The 24,267-nt window shown below is 36.2% G+C and carries 15 protein-coding genes; 8 read left to right on the forward strand and 7 right to left on the reverse strand.

Annotated elements, in window-relative coordinates:
• Positions 1-114: 114 nt before the first annotated feature.
• Positions 115-2,628: a hypothetical protein gene (locus ABDW27_RS02145; RefSeq protein WP_343694409.1), complete on the reverse strand. Its 2,514-nt coding sequence runs from the start codon at positions 2,626-2,628 to the stop codon at positions 115-117.
• A gap of 368 nt (positions 2,629-2,996) precedes the next feature.
• On the opposite strand from ABDW27_RS02145, the gene ABDW27_RS02150 reads away from it, so the two are divergent.
• Complete coding sequence (locus tag ABDW27_RS02150; RefSeq protein WP_343694410.1) at positions 2,997-3,413, forward strand: OsmC family protein; 417 nt, start codon at positions 2,997-2,999, stop codon at positions 3,411-3,413.
• Between the two features lie 214 nt (positions 3,414-3,627).
• A complete protein-coding gene (locus tag ABDW27_RS02155; RefSeq protein WP_343694411.1) occupies positions 3,628-4,401 on the forward strand; it encodes an alpha/beta hydrolase in 774 nt (257 codons plus the stop codon).
• Between the two features lie 223 nt (positions 4,402-4,624).
• On the opposite strand, the gene ABDW27_RS02160 is transcribed toward ABDW27_RS02155, so the two are convergent.
• The 3 genes from ABDW27_RS02160 to ABDW27_RS02170 all read right to left on the reverse strand — a co-directional run bounded on the left by ABDW27_RS02160 (position 4,625) and on the right by ABDW27_RS02170 (position 6,895).
• Complete coding sequence (locus tag ABDW27_RS02160; protein ID WP_343694412.1) at positions 4,625-5,596, reverse strand: LysR substrate-binding domain-containing protein; 972 nt, start codon at positions 5,594-5,596, stop codon at positions 4,625-4,627.
• Between the two features lie 319 nt (positions 5,597-5,915).
• Positions 5,916-6,401, reverse strand: a complete 486-nt coding sequence (locus tag ABDW27_RS02165; protein WP_343694413.1) for a MarR family transcriptional regulator — start codon at positions 6,399-6,401, stop codon at positions 5,916-5,918.
• A 2-nt stretch (positions 6,402-6,403) separates the two neighbouring features.
• Positions 6,404-6,895 carry a GNAT family N-acetyltransferase gene (locus tag ABDW27_RS02170; protein ID WP_343694414.1) on the reverse strand — a complete coding sequence of 164 codons (492 nt, stop codon included), beginning with the start codon at positions 6,893-6,895 and terminating at the stop codon, positions 6,404-6,406.
• 278 nt (positions 6,896-7,173) lie between these two features.
• Here ABDW27_RS02170 and ABDW27_RS02175 point away from each other — a divergent pair, with 278 nt between their 5' ends.
• From ABDW27_RS02175 to ABDW27_RS02200, 6 genes are all read left to right on the forward strand, one after another.
• Positions 7,174-7,512, forward strand: coding sequence for a helix-turn-helix domain-containing protein (locus ABDW27_RS02175; RefSeq protein ID WP_343694415.1), 339 nt, complete (start codon positions 7,174-7,176; stop codon positions 7,510-7,512).
• 454 nt (positions 7,513-7,966) lie between these two features.
• Positions 7,967-8,224, forward strand: a complete 258-nt coding sequence (locus ABDW27_RS02180; RefSeq protein WP_343694416.1) for a hypothetical protein — start codon at positions 7,967-7,969, stop codon at positions 8,222-8,224.
• A gap of 631 nt (positions 8,225-8,855) precedes the next feature.
• Positions 8,856-9,449 (forward strand): tail fiber protein, encoded by a 594-nt coding sequence (locus ABDW27_RS02185; RefSeq protein ID WP_343694417.1) that lies wholly within the window; start codon positions 8,856-8,858, stop codon positions 9,447-9,449.
• A gap of 60 nt (positions 9,450-9,509) precedes the next feature.
• Positions 9,510-10,643, forward strand: coding sequence for an ABC transporter substrate-binding protein (locus tag ABDW27_RS02190; protein ID WP_343694418.1), 1,134 nt, complete (start codon positions 9,510-9,512; stop codon positions 10,641-10,643).
• Positions 10,644-10,657: 14 nt separating this feature from the next.
• Positions 10,658-19,510, forward strand: a complete 8,853-nt coding sequence (locus ABDW27_RS02195; protein ID WP_343694419.1) for a T9SS type A sorting domain-containing protein — start codon at positions 10,658-10,660, stop codon at positions 19,508-19,510.
• A gap of 53 nt (positions 19,511-19,563) precedes the next feature.
• Positions 19,564-20,418, forward strand: coding sequence for an outer membrane beta-barrel protein (locus ABDW27_RS02200; protein WP_343694420.1), 855 nt, complete (start codon positions 19,564-19,566; stop codon positions 20,416-20,418).
• A 72-nt stretch (positions 20,419-20,490) separates the two neighbouring features.
• Here ABDW27_RS02200 and ABDW27_RS02205 read toward each other — a convergent pair whose 3' ends face one another.
• The 3 genes from ABDW27_RS02205 to ABDW27_RS02215 form a co-directional block, all read right to left on the reverse strand.
• Positions 20,491-20,691 (reverse strand): hypothetical protein, encoded by a 201-nt coding sequence (locus ABDW27_RS02205; RefSeq protein WP_343694421.1) that lies wholly within the window; start codon positions 20,689-20,691, stop codon positions 20,491-20,493.
• Between the two features lie 109 nt (positions 20,692-20,800).
• Complete coding sequence (locus ABDW27_RS02210; RefSeq protein WP_343694422.1) at positions 20,801-22,402, reverse strand: Na+/H+ antiporter; 1,602 nt, start codon at positions 22,400-22,402, stop codon at positions 20,801-20,803.
• A 166-nt stretch (positions 22,403-22,568) separates the two neighbouring features.
• Positions 22,569-24,266, reverse strand: coding sequence for a ribonucleoside-diphosphate reductase subunit alpha (locus tag ABDW27_RS02215; RefSeq protein WP_343694423.1), 1,698 nt, complete (start codon positions 24,264-24,266; stop codon positions 22,569-22,571).
• Between the last annotated feature and the right edge of the window lies 1 nt (position 24,267).

The raw sequence follows: 24,267 nt of genomic DNA on the forward strand, positions 1-24,267 counted from the left end.
TACTTCGCCATAAACACCATAATCTAAATATTGGAATTTCTAACAAAAAAATCAGGTCTGGCAATATCACTACCATTCCTGATTTTCCTCTTATAATCAACCTTTTACTTTTATTTATCTTCTACCTCTAAATCCGCCGCCGCCTCTAAAACCGCCGCCGCCAAAACCACCCTGATGCTGGAAGTTTTGAAAATTTCGGGTTTGGGTTTCTCCACGATCTCTGGAAAAAGCAGAACGGTCGAGATCGTTTGTAATATCTGGACGTCCGGCTTCGCCAAGCGGTTTATTCGGCTGTCCGAGCGTTTGATCTGCTTTTGGGAAATTATCATGTTGGGTTCTGTCGCCTAATCTACTTTCACCGCCTAGGTTTTGTTCCGGTTTCGGCAGATTATCACGCTGGATTCTTTCACCCGAACCGTTTGCACCCAATCCCTGATTAGGTTTATCACGCTGAATCCTCTCTCCTGCTCCATTCGCGCCAAGTCCTTGATTAGGTTTATTTCTCTGAATCGCATCACCTGATTTTTTTGATGAGCCTAAAGTTCCTGCCTGAGTCCAGCCGCCATTTCCGTTATTATAATGACTCCAGTTTCCGTTAGCATCTCTTTTATAAACATGTCCGTCGTGTCCGGCATATACATTATTATTGGTGTGAATGGTCGTTCCGCCACCTCTGCGATGCGTAATTACACCTTCCTTACCTCCCGAAGTTTGATAAGCAACTGCAGTTCCACGTCTCGTAGTAATATGACCAGACCGCGCCCATTGATTGCCATTTGTAGCTGCAGAATGTCCCCATTGCGCATAGGCATTATGACCTTGATTGGTTCTGGCGTAATTTCCCGTCCATGGATTGTAAGTACTTGCAGCCGTACGACCGCCATACCAACCCTGCACACTTGCAGAACGTCCGTATCTTCCCGTTGCCGGATTATACCAGGCCGAAGTTCCGGCAGCTCCATAAGGTCCGTAAACCCGTCTTCCGACAGCATAACCACCCGTCCACGGATTATAAACCGCTCCTCCTCCATACGCATACGGCCACGGACGGTAAATTGGATATAATCCGCCATAATACACATAAGGCGGGTAATACCATCCCGTACCATATGTTAATATAGCGCCCACCGTAGCACCAATAATAAAAGCGCCAAAATAACCTGCTGTTGTACTGCTTTCTACAGTTGTATCGGTTGTAGTTTGTGTAACGTATGTTACATTATAAACCGGAGAACTCGGCGGAATAGTATAAATTTCTTTGGGAACAGAATCACATGTTTTCCAAGGTCCGTTAGGGTTTGTCGACATAAACCAAACGGCCTGAAAACATAAATAATACAAATCGCCCACTTTTATAATTTTCTCCTGTGTATTGCTTGCATATTGCATTTTTGTGCCTTCTATTGGTTTAAACTGAGGTGTTCCTCCGTCATATGTTACTTTGGCTTTGGCTTCAGCATCGGATTTCTTTAAAATAGCCGTTGTAGGAACCTGAGATAGCATTACGGCATCGGTGGCTTCCTGCGTTCCGGGAACAGACGACAATACATTGGCACGCGGAGAATCTTTAGGAATTTTGGCAAAATCAGCAGGAAGACTATTTCCTGCATATTTCCAGGGTCCGGTTAATTCTTTAGAACTAAACCATCTTCCGGATAATAATACATAATATTGTCCATTGGCTTCGTCGGCAAAAATATCATTTTCGGTATTATCAATATACATCAATTTAGTTCCGTCAATTTTAATGAATTTAGGACTTCCGTTTATAGCAATTAATTCAGCTGGTTTATTGCTGTAGAAAACTTCAGGTACGGTTCCGGTTGACGGCGGCGGAATCATTTTTTTGACATCATCGAAATTTTGTCCCGAAGGCAGATTAATTATACCAGAAGGCAGTTTCCCGGTTTTGGTCCATTTTCCTTCTATATTTTTAGAAGTCAGCCAGACATTCTCCGCTAAGAGATAATAATCTTTTGAAGTTTTATCAAAAAACAAATCCCAATTTGTATTGACTACATATTGTATATCTGTTTTTTCTACAGGAACTAAAACCGGTTCGCCCTGCACTATCAATAAAACAGCAGGATTTGTACTGTAAAAAATTACGGGAGGATCATTTTTAGCCGAAATTCCTTTTGCGGGAGCTTTCGTTTGACTTAAATCAGCCAGAATACGATCTACCGAAACAGGATCTCCACTTTTAGGCAGTGTTTCTTTAAACAGTTTTTCCATTTCGGGAACTTTCTTTTCGTCGAGAGCCGGAAATCTCACATCGGTTACCTGAAGATTTTTAATATAAGCACTTCGGTTATCTTTATCTACCAGTGTTTCGGCTTTTAAAGAAGCTACTCCCAAAACTTGTTTGCCATCTTTTGGAGTTAGAGAGAAAGCCAGTCGGGCGGTAATTTCTTTATAATCTTTCCAGTCATCAACCTGAGGCTGATAATACACGAGTTTTGTACCGTTGTTTTCAGCTTCGCGAGGCCAGCCATTATCGGCAAATGTAGAATCTACAGCGTCAGGTTTTACAGCTTCGGGATTTGATTGATCTGTTTCTTTATCTTTTTTGCAGGAGAACAAAACTGAACTCAAACAAATTACAATTATTAGAAAAGCTTTTTTCATAAATTTAAAAGTTAGATTATGCATTAAAAATTTATTCTTTTGATATTCCTGTAAAAATTGTTTTCATAAAATTAAATCCACAAAACATATAAAACTATTATTCTGCTATTTACTTGGTTTCAAATTCTAACTTGAAACCAAAAAAACAAGTAAAGAATCTCTTTTCTGCTTAGATTTAAAATTTATCAGAAAAAAAATTATAATCTAAAGTTTCAATTCAGCCCTTTAAAATCTATAGTTATAAATTATTTTTATAAGTACTAAAAATTATTAATTTGATTAATAAACATAGTCGCCATAAATTTGTCTCATCAAAATCAAAGAAATGATTTGATCATCTTAAAAAATAACTTTAAAAAATAGAAATCATGAAATTTACAAGAAGAGCAAACGCAAACTGGAAAGGTACTGGAATGGAAGGAAAAGGAACTATTAGTACTCAAAGCACAACTTTAGATAATGCACAATTATCTTTTAAAACTCGTTTCGAACAAGGTGTTGGAACAAACCCAGAAGAATTAATCGCAGCGGCACACTCAGGATGTTTTACAATGCAGTTAAGCTTTTTACTTTCTGAACAAGGATTTGTACCAGAAGATTTAGACACAACTGCTAAAGTAACTTTTGAAGACGGTACAATTACTTTAATTCAGTTAGAATTGACTGGAAAAGTTCCTGGAATTTCTGAAGAAGTTTTTCAACAAACTGCTCAAAAAGCAAAAGAAATTTGTCCGATTTCAAAATTATTGAATACTGAAATTACTTTGGCGGTAACGTTAAACTAATTTCTAAATAATAAAATTTCAACGCAATCTTGTCATTCTGAGGAACGAAGAATCTTCGTAAGTTGCTCCGTACAGAATGTTACCAATCTTTGTAGAGTTACAAACGAAGATTCTTCGTTCCTCAGAATGACAAAGATTGCGTGTAATTGGAATTTCAATAAAATAAAATAAAACAACACAACAATTAAAATCAACAATCTAAAATTTTATAAAAATGAAAACAATATTTAAAAGCTTTTTAGCATTCGCAGTAATAATTTTTAGTTTGGTATTTACAACTGCAAACGTAAACGCACAAACTGCTCCTCAAATTAAAAACGTAGTATTGGTACACGGTGCTTTTGCCGATGGTTCTGGATGGAAAGGTTTATACCAAATTTTAACTAAAAAAGGATATAATGTAACGATTGTTCAAAACCCGTTAAGTTCTTTAGAAGATGATGTTAAAGCAACAAATTTAGCTCTTGACAAACAAGACGGACCAACAATTTTGGTTGGACATTCTTGGGGTGGAACTGTAATTACTGAAGCTGGAAATCATCCAAAAGTGGCAGCTTTAGTTTATGTTGCAGCTTTACAGCCTGACAGCGGCGAGAACTCTATTCAATGGTTACAAACTGCGCCTCCTGCTCCAGAAAATGGTGTATTGCCTCCAGATGATAAAGGAATTGCTTATTATGACAAAGCTAAATTTCATGCTGGTTTTGCAGGTGATTTAAGCAAAGAAGATGCTGATTTTATGTTTGCTTCGCAAGGTGCTTTCCACGCACAGGGTTTTGGAACACCAATTACAAAAGCAGCATGGAGAACTAAACCTTCTTACGGAATTGTAGCTACTGAAGATAAAAGTATTGTTCCAAGTATTCAGTATGCAATGTACAAACGTTCTAACACAAAAATTACTGAAATAAAAGGAAGCCATGTGGTTTTTATTTCTCAGCCTGCAAAAGTTGCTGATGTAATTATTGCAGCATCTAAGAAATTATAAATTATTAATTGTTAATTATAAATTCATTATAATCTTGTCATTTCGAAGGAGGAGAAATCTTCGCGAGTAACTCTACAAAGATTGGCGACATTCTATATGGAGTTTCTTGCGAAGATTCCTCGTTCCTCGGAATGACAAAATGCTACAAATTCTAATAAAAAAAATCCAAATTCCAAGTATTAACAAAATTGGAATTTGGATTTTTTTATTTGGAATTTATACTTTAAGAAACCTTACTTATTGCTTTTATAAAATAAGGCGAATCGTTCCAACGGATTTTTTTATAGCTGAAATCTTTTTTGAGTGATTCCGGAAGACAGTTCCAGATCGCTTCGTTCATTTTTTCGAGTAATAATTTTTTCGAAAAAGAATCTGAAACTACCAGACTTATTTCTCTTACGGGAATTGGTTCTTTAAAAGGTTTAAAAAGCGGCGATTTTGCTTCGTTTAAAATAGAAAGCTGCGGAATAATCGCAAATCCTAAATGGGCACGAACGAGGTTTTTTAAGGTTTCTATCGAATTGATATCGTAGGTAAATTGTTCTTTTATTTTATCTGATGATTTTAATCCGCAAATGTCCAGAAGCTGAGCGTTGTAGCAATATTCGTGGTGAAGCAGCAGCAGTTCGGTTTTATCACCGGGCTGAAGTTCGTAAAAATCCTGATTTGCCATTGGATGCGATTCATTCAAATACGCTACAAATGGTTCTTTAAAAATAACATGCTCAATTAAATTTGGATTTCCGGTTGGCGTCGCCATAATGGCAACATCAATTGCACCAATTTCTAAGTCTCTCATTAAATGTCCGGTATAACCTTCCTTAATAACAAAATGTACTTTTGGAGCGGCCTCTTTCATTGCATTAATAAACAACGGAATGAGATATGGCGATAAAGTCGAGATAATTCCCAGCTTTAATTCTCCTTCCAGAAGATTTTTTTCATTAACTACAAAATCTCTAATTTCATCTGCTTCACGAAGAATTTTTCTGGCTTTGTTTATAATTTCTGTTCCGAGAATTGTTGGCGTTAAAGGCACTTTATTTCGGTCAAAAATCTTGATTCCGATTTCTTCTTCGAGATTTTTTAACTGAATTGTTAAACCAGGCTGTGTTACCATACAGACTTCGGCGGCTCTTGCAAAATGGCGTTCATCGTCTAGGGCAACAATATATTTTAACTGCTGAATGGTCATGGGTAAAGTTTCTAAGGTGCTGAGATGCTAAGGTACTAAGTTTTTTTTCTTTTTTTGTTTGAGAATAAACTTTGACAAAGTTTTGAACTTTGTCAAAGTTATAGAAACGAAAATATTTGTAAAACTTTAACAATACTTTCAAAACCAAAATTATAAACTTTATCGTACATAAATGAAATGGTATTAAAGAATGGGCGTAAATTCAAATGGTATTTGTTTTTGGAGCATATTGAGTTTATCATTCTAGAATATCGTTTGATGTTCCACTTAATATTTTAATCAAAAAAGCGATCTATAACAAGATCGCTTTTTCATTTTTTTATACATTTCCTTCACTTTTTAATTGCAAAGCACGCTGTAAAAAGCTCTGATGCATGATTTTATTTTCGGCTTCATTAATTGCCTGAAGAAGATTGTTTTGATTGTCGGCAATATCTCCTAAGGCTTTTTTCATAACGTCCCAAACGGGTTTCATTTGTTCTATTACTTCCTGTCCTTTTGCAGTAAGCTGAATAAGTCTTTTTCGTTCGTCGATTTTATCTTTTTTAGAGCGAATCAGTTTTTGTTTTTCTAATTCTTTCAACAAACTTATAGTTGACGGATGCGTATAACCTATTTCGTTTGCAATTTCTACTACGCTTAAAACTTCTTTATGATGCAAAGTATACATTACCGGAAACCATTTGGGTTCAAAATCAATTCCGTATGATTTGTAAAATAAAGCGCCATCTTTTCTCAACTGCTCGCTTAAACGCTGCAATCGTGTCGAAATGGCTAATATTCCTGATTCGTCTATAATATTCATCTTTACTTTTTTAAGTTTAAATGACAGAATACATTATCTGGTGCCATTAATGGAAAGGCTTTTGGCAGCTCGTCTTTCTGAATTCGGACAAAATTATTTTTTTCGTAGAAACGCAATGCGGCTTCTAATATCGTAATCGTTCCCAAATATAAGTCATCGATTCCGTTTTCTTTGCTGTAAGTAATTAAAGTCTCTAATAATTTTTGAGCAATTGAGAATTCTTTTCCACGAAATTCTTTCTTTACAAACATTTTTCTAATCGCTGCCGCATTATCTGCAAACTTAACTAAAGCAATAGTTCCAACTAATTCATCATTGATAAAAGCTCCCCAAAATCCGCCGCCGTCAGCATAATAAAAACTAGTAATATTAAACAAATCCGGCTGATCTTCAATGGTAATAGGCACATTAAATTCTTTTTGCTGAATGGTTAGTACAAGATCAACTATGGCATGAGAATATTCGTTTTCGACAGGTTTAATTATTGGTTTCATAGATTTAAAAAAATTATTTTACAAAACTACGTAGTTAAATACATAAATAAAAACATTTTTTCAGTTTTATGATTTCTTTTAATATTTTTGCTTTTATCATGCCTCGAAGATGTTATGAGACAAAGTCTTTTTATAGCCACAGATTATATTGATTAAGATGATTTTGTTTCTCGCTGATTCAGCAGATTTTGGCAGATTTTTGATCAGCTTATTTTCGCTTAATCTTTAAAATCTCCACAAAAACTTAAATTACATATAACTTATATGGTTTAAAAAATATGGAAAGAAATCAAAAAGAAGAATTTCAGGCGCTTCAGGACACTCTTTATGTTTTGGGCGGAAAATGGAAACTGCCTATTATAAATTCAATTTGCAACGGAAATAATCGTTTTAAGGAAATTAAAGAAAGTATTCCGGGAATCACAGCGCGAATGTTGTCTAAAGAATTGAAAGATATGGAGCTTAATAATCTGGTAAAAAGAACTGAAGATCCGGATGCTAAAATTCCTATTCTTTATGAATCGACTTCATATTGCCAATCTTTCGGTCCCATTATAAATGAAATGATCAAATGGGGAATTTCGCATCGAAATCATATTAAGAATAGAGTGGTTTAAAGTTTTTATTTCAGGTTTCAGGTTTCAGGTTTAAGATTTAAGGTTTAAGATTTAAGGTTTAAGGCTGATTTTTAATTTTTAATTTTTAATTCTCATTTTAATACAACTTGAATTGCTCAGATATTTTACATAATCGATTTGTTTCACAATTCCTTACTATAACGTTTTCTTTGAAAATTTCTTAAAACATTCGTATTATATGTTTGTTCTTTAACATATTTGCTCTTATTTTAGCAATAAGCAACCTACTTATTTGACTGAAAAAAATATTGAAAAAAAATCGCCCCCTCTTTTTTCATAAACAAAAGATTTTCAAAAAGTTAAATTGTTTCTAAGAGAAAAATTTTAAAACTCTGGAAAATTATTAAAACTAGATTCTCATTTTCATCGTACGTACGAAAGATTAGAGATTTAGTTAATCATTTATTTTCTATTAATTTTAAAAGACTGAAGCGTGGATAAATTAAGCATTCAAAGATTAAAAAAGACTTTATCATATCTCGAAAGTAAACAGCGTGAACTGAAAAGAAAAAACAATAATGACAGAAGTATTGAATCGATGATAAAGTATCTTAAAAAAGATATGCTGGAACAGTTTAATTTAAGCGATTATGACATCTACATTAAAGAAGAAATAAAAAACACCGAAATTTTCATTAAAAGTGTTCATACTATAATAGAAGAACATTCTGCTTTGATTTGTGAATCTTAAATCACTTCAAAATTCTAAATACTTTTATTAGTTTTTTCTAATAAAACCCTCAAAAAAAGAACTGTCAGGAACTTTTCTTTACTTAAAAAAGTAATAAGTAAAGAGTATATAGTTCCTGACAGTTCTTTTTGTTTTTTGCTGCAATTCAACCTTCTATAAACAGTGCATTTTTATTTTTTTAGAAAAAATCTTATTACAAATTAGTTCTTATTTGTAAGCTTTTATTTATCTTTAGTATATCCTTTACAGAAAAAGTGCGCTTACAATCTTAAATTATTAGTTAAATGCTATAATAATTTAATTCTTACAAAGTAAAAATCTTTTTAAAATTACCTCTACACGCCTTTACAATAAATAGCGATTTCATGACATGAAAAATCTGTTCTGTGACATATTTTTCCTTGCTAAGCCAGCAGAAATCTAATTTTAAGCCTAGAATTAAGAACTGGTCATTACGATAAATTAAAGCAGATAATTTTTGTTTACTAAAATCACGTAAAAACACCTGTTTTTAAAACCTTAACATACAGTAATTTAGCATCGTTATAAAATATATCAGATTGTTATAAAGTCTGATTATTCGTTAATAAATCTAAAAAAAACTAACATTAACCAATTAAATTTAAAAATTATGGATCAACCATTTTTAGGAGCAATTATGGCTTTTGGATTTACTTTTAATCCAAGGGGCTGGCAAACTTGCAGCGGCCAATTAATATCAATAGCTCAAAACACTGCTCTTTTTTCATTACTTGGTACTACTTACGGTGGAAATGGACAAACTACATTTGCTTTGCCTGATTTAAGAGGACGCGCTATGATTGGTGTTGGTCAGGGACCTGGCTTAAGCCCTGTTGTTTACGGACAAGTTGGTGGAACTGAAAACACTACATTAACAATAAACAATATGCCAATGCACAATCACCAGCTTGTTCCTGGAACTGCTGCTGGTCAGGTAAGTGTAGCTACTAATGCACTTGCTTACACTGGTGGAACAAATTCTAATGAAACTGATAATGGCACTAATTTTTTAGCGGCAGCAGGAGCTACACCAGCTATATATAGCGAGCCAACAGCAAATACAACTAAAGTTGGAGGTATAACTTCAGCTATATCAGGTACTACAGCTATTGCAGGAGGCTCTCAGGCATTTAGTATTAGAGATCCATATTTGGGTATTAATTATTGTATTGCTATGGAAGGAATTTTCCCTTCACGAAACTAATATCAAATTATAAAAACAGGGGTGAAAAAATTTTACCTCTGTTTTTTTTAATCTCATTTTATGGATAACGACATCAAGATAGGAATTTTAATTCCTAAGTCTCAGCAATATCCTGCACTAGATAAAGATTTTGTGCGAGGTTTAAAATTAAATAATCTCAAAGTAAAATTTTTGGTGGAAAGTATTGGTATTGGTGCCGACGAAAAAGTGATAATTGAAAAAATTCAGAAATTAAATTTTCAGGAAGATGTATCAATTATTATAGGTTTTTTTGGTCATAATAATGTATCTGAAGTTTATCAATATGCTTCAAATAATGATATTATACTATTAACTGCAGATCTGGGAGCAACATTACCTTATGAAACTGTAACTCCAAAGGGAGTTTATATCAATTCATTTGGTTTAACTGAATCTTGTTATCATTTAGGAAATTATTTAACCGAAAAAAAATATAAAAAAATTGCTACTTCGACTTCTTTCTATGATTCTGGCTATGGAATGCTGTCAGCAATTGAATATGCTTTTAAAGAAGAAAATCATTTTTCGGGACATTATATTACTCCTTTTGTACCAAGAGAAGATGAAGCTTTATACATGGATAAGATTATTAATAATCAAGAACCTGATGCCGTTTTTGCATTTTATAGCGGTTTATATGCCGAAGAAAATGCTGGTTTTGTAAGTCAAAATAAGATTACACAAAAATATCCTTTTTATGTAACTCCTTTTTTTATCAATGATAAAATTTTAGAAAACTACAAAACCAATCCACACAATCTTTATGTAGTAAGCTCATGGATGCAAAATGATACTGAAACATTAGATTTCACCTCCGAATATCTAAATGCTTATTCAGATAATCCATCTGTATTTTCGATTTTAGGATATGAAAACGGACTGATATTAAAGACCATAATTCAAAAAACTACTAACCTTAGTTTTAATTCTTTAATTGAAGAAATAAACAAATTAAATATTGCTGGTCCAAGAGGGACAATTTCTTTTGATAAGGAAACAAACAGAACCGTATTTAATCATCATATCTACGAATTAAATTTAGATTCTCTTAACAATATAAGCTTTAGAAAAATAGAAACATTGATTAATGATGGACATTTTATTAAGGCTTTCACTTTATCTGCAAAACCTGATAAACTAGGCGGCTGGCAAAATGCCTATCTATGTCATTAACTAAAACGTATGTTATGAAAAAAAAATTACTCTTATTTATTATGCTTCTGTGCACCTTTTTGGTGCAGCAAAAAGCAAATGCTCAACTGAGTCCGGGTGATATAGCCTTCATAGGTTATAATACCGCTCCTCAAGATGGATTTTCTTTTATTGTTCTAAAAGATATACCTGCCGGAACAGTTGTTTACTTTAGTGAACGTGGATGGAATGGTACAACATGGAATATTTCAAGTGCTGAAGCACATCTTCAATGGACAGTACCTTCTTTGACCACAGTAGGAACTATTGTTTCGGTAATGGAAACAGGAATCGATAGTTTTACAATTACTGGTACAAGTGGTATTGGCTTTGCTCCTGGTTTTTCAGGATTTAATCTTAGCGGTGGTGATCAGATTTTAGCATATCAGTCATCAGCTGGTGCTCAGCCTGTTTCACCAAATTCTCCAACATTTATAGCGGCAATACATGGTGATTATAATTCAGCGGATTATGACCCAACAACTACATGGAACCTGCCTGGTACAACTGGTGGGAATTCAAGTGCATTACCATCAGGATTAACTAATGGTACAAATTGTATTTCTTTATATCCGGCACCAGGTCCGGAATATCCAAATGCTAAATATAATGGAACTTTAACGGGTAATGTAACTACTTTATTAAGTCTTATAAATAATCCTGCAAACTGGTCAATAGATACAAATACAATGAGTCCTACTAACTTTGCTATTACAGCAGCAAATTATCCTACTCCAAGTATATCTACAACACCACCGGCATTTACAACGCAGCCAACTAGTAAAACTATTTGCTCTGGTGCTAATACTTCATTTTCAGTAGCAGCAACTAATGCTACTGGATATCAATGGCAGGTGGATCAAGGTTCTGGATTTAATAATTTAACGAACGGTGCGCCATACTCAGGAGTAACTACTACTACTCTAACTATAACTGGGGCTACTTCTACAATGAATGGTTATAGTTATCGATGTGTGGCTGCAGGAGCTTCCTCTGTAAATTCGAATTCTGCAACATTAACCGTTCCAACGGCTATATCACCTTCAATATCATCACAAAGTAATGTGAGTACATACGGTGCTAATAATGGTTCTGCAACCATTGGTGTTACGGGTGGAACTACTCCTTATTTTTATTCTTGGTCTCCATCTGGAGGAACAGCTGCGACAGCTTCAGGTCTTAGTGCAGGTACTTATACAGTAACAATTACTGATAGTACTCCTAATGGCCTTGGAGGATGTAATGCAACTCAAACTGTTACTATTACAGAACCTGCAGGATCTATCGTATCAACAACGTCACTAAGTGCTTTTACAAGCTGTGGCGGAGCTTCAACAGAACAAAGTTTTACAATAAGTGGAGGTGGTTTAACCTCATCATTGGATGTATTGGCTCCAACTGGTTTTGAAATAGCTACATCAGCTGCTGGTCCTTACACTAACAACATTTCTTTTCCTAATTCAGGCGGTGTTGTAACAACTAAAACTATATATGCTCGCTTAGCGGCTTCTGCTACGGGAACACCTTCTGGGAATATTACAGTTTCTTCTACTGGAATAGCTACAAAAAATGTCGCTGTTACAGGCAGCATGAATTCTATAGCTTTTACAGCACAGCCATCTGCAAGTACTATTTGTGCAGGGGCTAATACTACTTTTACATCTACTGCATCAAATGCTACAGGGTATCAGTGGCAGGTAGATCAGGGTGCAGGTTTCAATAATATTGCAAACAATGCCACATATTCTGGTGCTACAACTGCAACATTAACTATAACTGGAGCAACTGCTGGATTAAGTGGATACATATACAGAGTTATTGCAACAGGTACATGTCCATCAGCTACTTCAAACAATGCAGCCTTAACGGTCAATATGGCACCAGCAATTACTGCTCAGCCATCTGCAAGTACAATTTGTGCAGGAGCAAATACCACTTTCTCTGCTACCGCTGCAAATGCTACCGGATATCAGTGGCAGGTAGATCAGGGTGCTGGCTTTTCTAGCATTGCAAACAATGCCACATATTCTGGTGCTACAACAGCAACATTAACTATAACTGGAGCAACTGCTGGATTAAATGGGTACATATATAGACTTGTTGCAACAGGTTCTTGTACACCTGCTGCAACTTCAAATAGTGCAACATTGACTGTAAACATGGCTCCGGCTATTACTGCTCAGCCATCTGCAAGTACAATTTGTGCTGGTGCTAATACAACTTTCTCAGCTACTGCTGCAAATGCAACTGGATATCAATGGCAGGTAGATGATGGTTCTGGTTTTTCTAACATTCCAAACGGTGGAGTTTATTCTGGCGCTACTTCAGCTACATTAACTATAACTGGTGCAACTGCTGGATTAAATGGATATATATATAGAGTTGTCGCAACTGGTTCTTGTACTCCTGCTGCAACTTCAAATAGTGCAGCATTGACTGTTAACATGGCTCCGGCTATTACTGCTCAGCCATCTGCAAGTACAATTTGTGCTGGTGCCAATACAACTTTCTCAGCTACTGCTGCAAATGCAACTGGATATCAATGGCAGGTAGATGATGGTTCTGGTTTTTCTAACATTCCAAACGGTGGAGTTTATTCTGGTGCTACTTCAGCTACATTAACTATAACTGGAGCAACCGCAGGATTAAGTGGATACCTTTATAGAATAATTGCTACAGGATTATGCAGTCCTGATGCAACTTCAAATAATGCTGCTTTAACTGTTAACATGGCGCCAGTTATTACAGCGCAGCCAAGTTCAAGTTCTATTTGTTCAGGTTCTAATACAACTTTCTCAGCTACTGCTGCAAATGCTACTGGGTATCAATGGCAGGTAGATGATGGTTCCGGTTTTTCTAACATTCCAAACGGTGGAGTTTATTCTGGCGCTACTTCAGCTACATTAACTATAACTGGGGCAACTGCTGCTTTAAACAATTATCAATATCGTTTAGTAGCATCTGGAAATTGCACTCCTTTAGCTGTTACAAATGCTGTAACATTACAAGTTTCGGATATATCTGCAACTTCAACACAAGTAGACATTGCTTGTAATGGAGCTGCCAATGGTTCATTATCAGTAACACCATCTGGTGGAATTGGATCTTATACTTATCTTTGGTCAAATAGCGCTACAACTTCTTCTATTACCAATTTAGCACCTGGAAATTATACTGTTAGTATAAAGGATGCTATTTTATGTGAAAAAATCTTAAACTTTACAATAACTGAACCACCAGTACTAGTGGCTTCTCAGGGAACTATAAACAATGTAAGCTGTAACTCTGGAGCAAATGGAACAGCTACAGTAACCGTAACTGGAGGAACTCCTGGTTATACTTATTCTTGGGCTCCAACAGGAGGAACTGCTGCAACTGCAAATGGCCTTACAGCTGGAACTTATACTGTTACTGTTACTGACGCCAATAACTGTCAGGCGACACAAAGTTTTACTATTACAGAACCTACTGTTCTTACTGCTACACCTTCGCAAACTAATGTTTCGTGTAATAGTGGAACTAATGGATCTGCAAGTGTTGTTATAACCGGAGGAACTGGAGCTTATACTTATTCTTGGTCTCCAACTGGTGGAACTGCTGCTACTGCAAGTGGTTTAGCTGCAGGAACATATACTGTTACAGCAACTGATGCCAATAGCTGTCAGATTAGCCAATCATTTACGATTACTGAACCTTCCGTTTTAACTGCTATACCAGTAGCACAAACTAACATAGCTTGTTTTGGTGGTAACACAGGATCAGCTACAGTAACAGCAACTGGCGGGACTGGAGCATACACCTATTCATGGGCTCCTTCTGGGGGAACAGCCGCTACTGCAAACGGGCTTTCAACTGGAACATATACAGTTACAGTTACTGATGCAAATAGCTGTCAGACAACTCAAAGTTTTACAATTACAGAACCAGCTGCGCCTCTTACTGCTACTGCAGGCGCACAAAACAATACGTCTTGTAATGGAGGAGCTAACGGATCTGCAACTGTAAATGTTTTTGGAGGTACACCAGGCTATACTTATTCTTGGGCTCCTTACGGAGGTACTTCTGCAACTGCATTTGGGTTAGCAGCAGGAGCTTTTACTGTTACTATTACTGATGCAAATGGTTGTCAAGCTACTCAAGGCTTCACAATTTCTGAACCAACTGCTTTAGTGGCAAGTAATGGTTCTCAAACTGATGTTTCTTGCAACAGCGGATCTAACGGTTCTGCAACTGTAAGTGTTACGGGAGGAACTCCTGGCTATACTTATTCTTGGTCACCGTATGGAGGGAATGCTGCAACTGCTTCTGGTCTTGCTGCGGGAACTTTTACTGTAGTAGTTACAGATGCTAACAACTGTCAGACTACCCAAAGTTTTACAATTAACGAGCCAGCAGTATTGTCTGTAACTCCATCACAAACTAATGTTCTTTGTAATGGTAGTGCAACAGGAACTGCTACTGTAACTCCTTCTGGAGGAACTGCTCCATATACTTATGTCTGGTCACCTTCTGGAGGAACTGCGGCAACTGCAACAGGTTTAACTGTTGGAGCTTATACAGCAACAATTACAGACGCTAATGGATGTAGTATAACACAAAACTTTACTATTACTGAACCAACTACCTTAACGGCTTCACAAAGTCAGGTTGATGCAACTTGTTCAACTGGTGGTGAAGCTACAGTTATCGTAAATGGTGGTACAGCGCCATATTCATACCTTTGGACACCATCTAACGCTACAACTGCAACTGCAACAGGGCTAACAGCAGGTGCAAATAGTGTAGTAATAACTGATGCCAATGGTTGTACAATCACAAGAAACTTTACAATTGGCACAACCAATACTTTAGTGGCTTCTACTTCACAAACCGATGTTTTATGTAATGGTGGTGCAACAGGATCTGCAGCTGTAATTCCTAGCGGTGCTCCTGGACCATTTACTTATGTATGGTCTCCATCTGGTGGAAATACTGATACAGCTACTAACCTTACTGCTGGTAACTATTCAGTAACTATTACAGCTTCTAACGGATGTTCTATTGTAAAAAACTTTACGATTTCTGAACCAGCAGCACTTGTTGTAACTCCAAACCCTCAAACAAATGTTTCTTGTAATGGAGGATCTAACGGAAGTGCTAGTGTTACGGTGACTGGGGGAACTGGAGGTTATACTTATTCTTGGGCACCTAATGGAGAAACTACTCCAATAATAAATGGTCTTGCTGCCGGAATATACACTGTAACAGTAACAGATGCAAATGGTTGTACACAAACACAAAGTTTTACTATTACAGAACCTACTGAACTTACTGCAACTGCATCTCATACAAATATTTCTTGTAATGGCGGTTCTAATGGAACTGCAACTGTAACTGCAGCAGGAGGGGTTGCACCTTATACATATTCTTGGGCTCCTTATGGAGGAACTGCTACAACTGCAACTGGGCTTACTGATGGAGTATTCACTGCTATCGTAACAGATGCCAACGGATGTCAGGCAATTACAACTGTTACTATTATAGAGCCGGCTGTTCTTACTGCTGCAATAACTGCTCAAACTGATGTTACTTGCAATGGACTAAATAATGGGTCTACTACAGTAACTCCAACCGGAGGTACTGCACCTTATACTTATTCTTGGGCTCCATCAGGTGGAACTGCTGCAACAGCTTCAGGTTTAAGTCCTGGAACTTACACAGTAACAATTACCGATGCTAATGGATGTACAACAACTCAAACAACAACAATTACTGAACCATCTGCTCTTGCTGTAACTTTATCTCAAACAAATGTTTCTTGTAATGGTGGAGCAAACGGTACTGCAACGGTATCTGTATCTGGCGGAACTCCTGGATATACATATTCTTGGGCTCCATACGGGGGAACTTCTGCAACAGCAACTGGATTGACTGCAGGAACTTATACTGCTACAATTACAGATGCTAACGGATGTATTGCTACAGAAACTTTTACGATTACTGAACCAACAGCTCTTTCTACAACAGCATCACAAACTGATGTTTCTTGTAATGGAGGCGCAAATGGAACAGCTACTGTTACAGTAACTGGCGGAACTCCTGGATATACGTATTCTTGGGCTCCATTTGGTGGAACTGCTGCAACGGCTACTGGACTTTCAGCAGGAACTTACACGGTAACTATTACAGATGCTAACTCTTGTATTGCTACTCAAACTGTTACTATTTCTCAACCAACAACTCTTGCAGCAACAACTGCTAAAACGGATGTTTCTTGCAATGGAGGATCTAACGGAACTGCAACTGTAACAGCTGCTGGAGGAACTGCTCCTTATACTTATGTTTGGTCTCCTTCTGGTGGAACTGCTGCAACTGCTTCTGGTTTAATTGCCGGAACTTACACAGTAACGGTTACTGATGCTAACGGATGTACTGCTACAGAATCTGTTACAATTACTGAACCTACAATTCTAACTGCAACTTCTTCAAGTATAAATGTTTCTTGTAATGGAGGTTCAAACGGAACTGCTACTGTAAATGTAACTGGCGGAACTGCTCCATATACCTATGCATGGTCTCCATCTGGTGGAACTGCTGCAACTGCAACTGGATTAAGTGCCGGAACTTATACGGCAACAATTACAGATGCTAACGGATGTTCAACTACACAAACAGTTACCATTAATCAACCTTCTGTCCTTTCAGTAACATCAACTCAAACGGATGTTTCTTGTAATGGAGGTACAAACGGAACTGCAACTGTAACAGCTGTTGGAGGAACTGCTCCATATACGTATGCATGGTCTTCATCTGGAGGAACTGCTGCAACTGCAAATGGTCTTGCTGCCGGAAATTACACAGCAACTATTACAGATGCTAATGGATGCTCTGTTACTGAATCAATTACAATTATTCAGCCTTCTGCAATTACGGCATCAATCACAACAACTGATGTTTCTTGTAATGGAGGGTCAAACGGAACTGCAACTGTAACAGCTGTTGGAGGAACAGGTGCTTATACTTATTCTTGGGCTCCATTTGGAGGAACTGCTGCAACAGCAACTGGCCTTTCTGCAGGAACATACACTGTAACTATTACAGATGCAAATGGATGTATGGTTACACAAACTGTAGTTATTACTCAACCAACAATTCTTGCAGCAACAACTGCTAAAACGGATGTTTCTTGCAATGGTGCAAATGACGGAACTGCTTCAGTAATTGTAACTGGAGGAACTGCTCCTTATACTTATGCATGGTCTCCAACAGGAGGAACTGCTGCAACAGCATCAGGATTAAGTCCAAATACATATACTGTAACTATTACAGATGCAAATGGATGCACAATAACTGAAACAATAAATATCATTACAACTCCAGACGTAACTGCTCCGGTACCAACTGTAGCTGTGCTTCCTGAAATTACAAATTCTTGTTCAGTTTTAGCGTCAGAAATCGCTATTCCAACTGCAACAGATAATTGTGCAGGAACTATAAACGGAACTACAACAGATCCTTTAAGCTATAACGCAGTAGGGACTTATGTAATTACATGGAAATATGATGACGGAAACGGAAACGTTACTACACAACAACAAACTGTAAAAGTAACAGCTTCTCCGCTTAACGCTGTAACATTTGCTGATGCTTCATTTACATACGATGGAAATGCGCATTCTCTTCAGGTTGCTAATCTTCCAACGGGAGCAAGTGTAACTTATTCTGCTAATAACGTGTCTACAAATGCCGGAACTTATGTAGTAACCGCTACAATTACTCCAGCTGCCAGCACAAATTGTTCAGGAATTACACTTACAGCAAATCTTGTTATTAATAAAGCTGCACAGGTTATTACTTTTGACCCAATTCCTGCTAAAACACTAGGCGCAAACAACAGTTTCAATTTAACTGCAGCTTCAAGTTCAAATTTAGCGGTAACTTATACATCAACTTACACTTCTCCTCTAGCTCCTGCTACAGTTTCTGCAAGTGGTACAGTAAATATGTTAAGAGCCGGACAAATAACAATTACAGCTCATCAGGCTGGAGATAACAATTACCTTCCTGCAAGTGATGTTTCACAAGTATTGGTAATTCTAAACAACAATATTGATGTTAAGAGCATTACTTTAGGATCAACTGTTTTCAACAATCCTGGAAAAGTAATTAACTATACATTACCATGCGGCGATACTAATCCAAGTGTTTCTGTTGTAAACGAATCAGGTGCGGTAATTACTCCATCTGCAAACTTTACAATCCAGACTCCTAAACCGGGAATTTATACTCAGAATGTAACAATAACTTCTCAAGACGGAACGTTATCAGAAACGTATTCAATTACAGTTGAAAAACCATTTAATTTCTTTGACATTGTTAAACAGAAATTCAATAACGTACTTCTGGTAAACAACAATCCACAAACAAATGGTGGTTATGAGTTTGTTGCTTACGAATGGTTTAAAAACGGACAATCAATAGGAACTGGTCAATATTTTTCTGCAGGAAACAATCTTACGGATTTACTAGACCCAACGGCTGATTACATGGTGAAATTGACAACTAAAGATGGAAAAGTACTTCATACTTGTGCTTCAAAAGTCACATTGACAAATTCGCTGCAAGCCAAACTTTACCCTAACCCAATTCAGGTAGGAAAAGTAATTACTGTTGAAGCTGATTTTCCTACTGAAGAATTAGAGAAAATGCAGATAAGTCTTTACTCTGTTACAGGTCAATTGGTTAAAACTGTACAATCATCTACAGCTAAAACCGAAATACAATTACCTCAAACAACTGAAAGCAATATGTATCTGGTAGTTCTTGAAACTCCAAACATTAAAAAATCTTTCAAAGTAATTGTAAAATAAATAAACCCTGCCAGTACTAGATAAAAATAGTACTGGCATAATATAACATTAAGATGAAAAAAAATATTAACAGCTATATTACATCGCTAGCCCTTTTTACGGCACTATTTGCGGTATGCATTAATGGTTATGGCCAGGATAATAAGCAGGAATTTTCTATTTCATTGGGAGGACCTTTTTCATATGTAGATTCTAATTCTGCCGGAAAAACCACTCCCGGAAATGGGGTCAGCGCTGGTCTACGTTACTCCTATTATCTGAATGATAATTTAAGTCTTGGAGTTGGAGTTGAATATCAAACCTACAATTCTGATTTAAGTTTCAATTACCTGTATGGAGCTTACGCAGCAACGGATGCAGAAAATGAAAATTTCCAATTCAGGTACCGAGCTACTAATCCAAGAGAAGAGCAAAAACTGGCTTATATCAACGTGCCAATCAACATTCAGTTTGAAACACCGGGTACTTCAAAATTATATGTCGCAGCAGGTGCAAAAATTGGTTTTGCATCAAGTGGAAGTTACCAGACAACTTTTCAGAATTTAACAACGAGTGGTTATTACCCACAATACAATGTTGAATTGTTTAGTCCGGCATTTGCAGGTTTTGCAAGTACTAATAATTTAGTAACAGGCAAACAAGATCTAAATACCGAAGTTTCGTATTCTGCAACTTTTGAAACTGGTTTAAAACAAGAACTGGGCAATAGAAATTCAATCTATATTGGAGTATATTTTGATTACGGCTTAAATAATATCTATGACAAATCAGGAGATAACGCTCATTTGGTTCAATACAATCCAGAGCAGCCTGTACAATTAGGATATAATACCATATTTGATACACCACTTAGCAGTAATGTAAGACTGGTTTCATATGGTCTAAAATTAAGATTTGCAATTCGTTAATTACACCACAATTACAAAATGAAAAAGAGCTGTTATTAAACAGCTCTTTTTTTATATCAAGTTAATATTTCTCTATTTCGTCACAGAGTCCGTTTTAATCGTCTGCACCGTATCTGTAACGGTTGTATCAATTTCCGGACCTACAGTATCAATAATCGCTTCTGTAGAATCTATAGAGGTTTGTTCAATTGTAGTTTCATTCTTCTTACATGAAAATGCCAGTCCTACCAGCAGGATCAACATTCCAATTTTGATTTTTAATATCGTTTTCATAATTATATTGTTTTACGGGTTTGTAATCATTTTAATATTTATAAATTTAAAAAACTGTAAATCAATACACTTATATAATTTTGACAATCATTTATAAAAATTAAACAATTTATTCTTCATACATTTCCATCCAAAGTCGGGTTTCTTCAAGATCCAGTTCTTTTTCTATTTTACGGAAAATCTCTTCATTAACAGAACCTTTTTTATGCATAACTTCCAGCTTAGCGCGTTCAACGTTTAAAAGATCAATCTGAATTTTGGTAAAATCATTAAAAATTTCATTTCCTAATAATTTACCATTTCCAAAGAAATTCGCCGGAAGTTCAGTTTTCTGCAAACGATTAAATTTTACTTCATATTTGCTTTTAATATTATGCAAAAGTTCATCATCCAGCAATGAAAAATTATCTTCGATATGGGCAATAGTTTCTGAAACAATAACATTTCGAACATTATATTCTTCTGCCAAAATCGAATAACGTTCAATTTTAAGTTTTTTAATAAGCCACGGAAGCGTCAGTCCCTGAATTACCAAAGTCGAAAGGATCACACAAAAAACTAAATAAATAATAAGATTACGAAGCGGAAATTCTTCAGTTTTATTCAACATTAACGGAAGTGCCAAAGCAGCTGCCATAGAAACTACCCCACGCATTCCAGACCAGCCAAAAATGATCATATTACGATAATCAAACTCTTCTTTCATTCTGATTTTTTTGCTGATAAATCTCGGAATCATCGTAGCCGGAATTACCCATAAAAAACGAACTAAAATCACTACAATACTAATTACAGCCCCCCAAATAAATAATGAATTTCCGGAATAATTACTAATTCCTTCAATAATCTGTCTCAACTGTAATCCGATCAAAATGAAGATTAAACCGTTGAGAATATTATTTAAAACATCCCAAATCGTGTTGGACATAATTCGGCTTTCATGAGAAAAAATAGTACCCGATCTTGCTGCTAAAAATAATCCTGTAGTTACCACTGCCAAAACCCCTGAACCATGAAAATGTTCGGCAATTAAATACGAAGAAAACGGAGTCAATAAAGTAAGCGTTACCTCGATAATGTCATCACAAACAAATCTTTTATGGATATAATACATGATAAAACCAACAGTCAAACCTATGGCAATACCCAAAATTGACATTAAAACAAAGTTTAATCCAGCCTGCCATAAAACGAAATTTCCGGCAGTAATAGCTGTTAATGCATATTTATAGGCCACAAGACCGCTGGCATCATTCACCAGACTTTCTCCTTCAAGAATAGCAATTAATCTTGGATGTAAACCTAAACCTTTTGTAATAGCGGTTGCAGAAACCGCATCAGGAGGTGAAACAATGGCACCTAATAAAAAAGCTAACGGCCAGGAAATATCATCTATTAGCCAGTGCGCTACAACAGCAACCAGTCCTGTAGTAAAAAAAACCAAACCAACAGCGGCTAAAGTTATCGGACGAATTGTTTGTTTAAATTCTGACCAGCTTGTATGCCATGCTGCGTGATATAAAAGAGGCGGAAGAAAAATAATAAAAACAATTTCAGGACTTAGCTCTATAACCGGAAGTCCCGGCACAACGCTAATAATAACACCGCACATTACCAATACAATAGGAATTGGAAAATTATATCTTTTACTTACTAAACTAAGAAAGGCTACGCCAAAAAGTAACATTATAATTACGGTAATATTTTCCATTTACTGCAGGTATTTATTTGTTTTGGATGATAATTTATTGGGTAAAATTAAGATTTTATGAGAACTAAATTAAATTCTCACTAAAAAGAATCTGACTAAATCTATTTGAAAATTTTAAGAAATAATAAAAAAGCCGAATCTTAATTGAGATTCGGCTTTATCTTTTTTATGATTCGCAGCTGCTGCAGGTAACTAAACTTGTAACCAATTCTTTAGAAACACTCTGGCTTCTTTGGTAATACAAACTTTTTACACCTAATTGCCACGCTTCTATCATTAATCGGTTTACCTCTTTAATTGGTAACTCGGCCGGAATATTAAGATTTAAACTTTGTCCCTGATCTACAAATTTCTGACGAATGGCTGCCTGCTGTACAATTTCCAGCTGGCTGATTTCTTTAAATGTTTTAAAAACATCTTTTTCCTCCTGCGTTAATTGTTCAATATGCTGAACACTTCCGCCGTTTAACATAATTCCTCTCCAGATTTCTTCATTATCTAAACCTTTATCTTCGAGCAGTTTTTTCAGGTATTTATTTTTACGCATAAAATTTCCTTTGCTCAAACCAGCTTTATAATAATTACTGCTAAAAGGTTCAATTCCCGGAGAAGTCTGACCTAAAATTGCCGATGACGATGTTGTTGGTGCAATAGCCATTGTGGTTGTATTACGTCTTCCGTAACCTTTCAGCAATTCAGGTTCACCATAAATTCTGGCTAAATCCTGCGTTGCTTTATCGGCTTTATCACTTATGTGTTTGAAAATTTCAGTTGTTTTCAATTTCGCTTCCATTCCTTCAAACGGAATCATATTTTTTTGAAGATACGAATGCCATCCTAAAACTCCTAAGCCTAATGCACGGTGTCTTTTTGCAAATTTATTTGCTGCAGATAAATAATAATTTCCTTCTGTTTTTTCAATAAATTCCTGTAATACCGCATCAAGGAAAAAGATCGCCAGTTTTACAGCTTCAGTATCTTTCCATTCATCATAAAGTTCAAGGTTCATCGAAGATAAACAGCAAATAAAGGATTCATCCTGAGTTGACGGAAGCATAATCTCGCTGCACAAGTTACTGGCATTAATACGAAGATTTTGATCTTTGTAAACCTGAGGTTTGTTTTTATTGACATTATCGCTGAAAAAGATATACGGTAATCCTTTTTGCTGACGACTTTCTAAAACTTTTGCCCAAATTTGTCTTTTATCAATATCACCATCAATCATTTCCTGCATCCAGTAATCAGGCACGCAGATTCCGGTAAACAAATTCTGAATAGGGTTTCCAATACTTTTAATTTTCAAAAACTCCTCAATATCCGGATGATCAATATCCAGATACGCTGCAAAAGCGCCGCGGCGAACTCCACCTTGCGAAATAGTGTCCATAGCCGTATCAAAAAGTTTCATAAAACTTACCGCTCCACTACTCTTTCCGTTATCCGTTACCGCACTTCCACGCTCACGCAATTCTCCAAAATAACCAGAAGTTCCACCGCCTATTTTGGTCTGCATGATCACTTCTCCTAATTTATGTGTAATTCCTTCAATTTTATCCGGAACGTGTACGTTAAAACAAGAAATTGGCAAACCTCTTTCGGTTCCCATATTAGCCCAAACCGGAGAACTTATACTCATCCAGCCGCGCTCGATCATTTCTACAAAAGATTCTTTTAACTCGGGTTTGTATAATCTTCTGGCAGCTGCCGTACAAATTCTGTCAATTGCACCTTCAACCGTTTCTCCTTTTAAAAGGTAACCGCGATTTAAAATTTGTTCACTTTCAGAGTTCTTCCACCACATTTTTGTTCCTGCTTCATTTTGTGGAAGATTATTTACTTCATTTATATCAATTGTACTCATA

Origin of the sequence: Flavobacterium sp. (assembly GCF_039595935.1) — a bacterium.
GTDB lineage: Bacteria > Bacteroidota > Bacteroidia > Flavobacteriales > Flavobacteriaceae > Flavobacterium.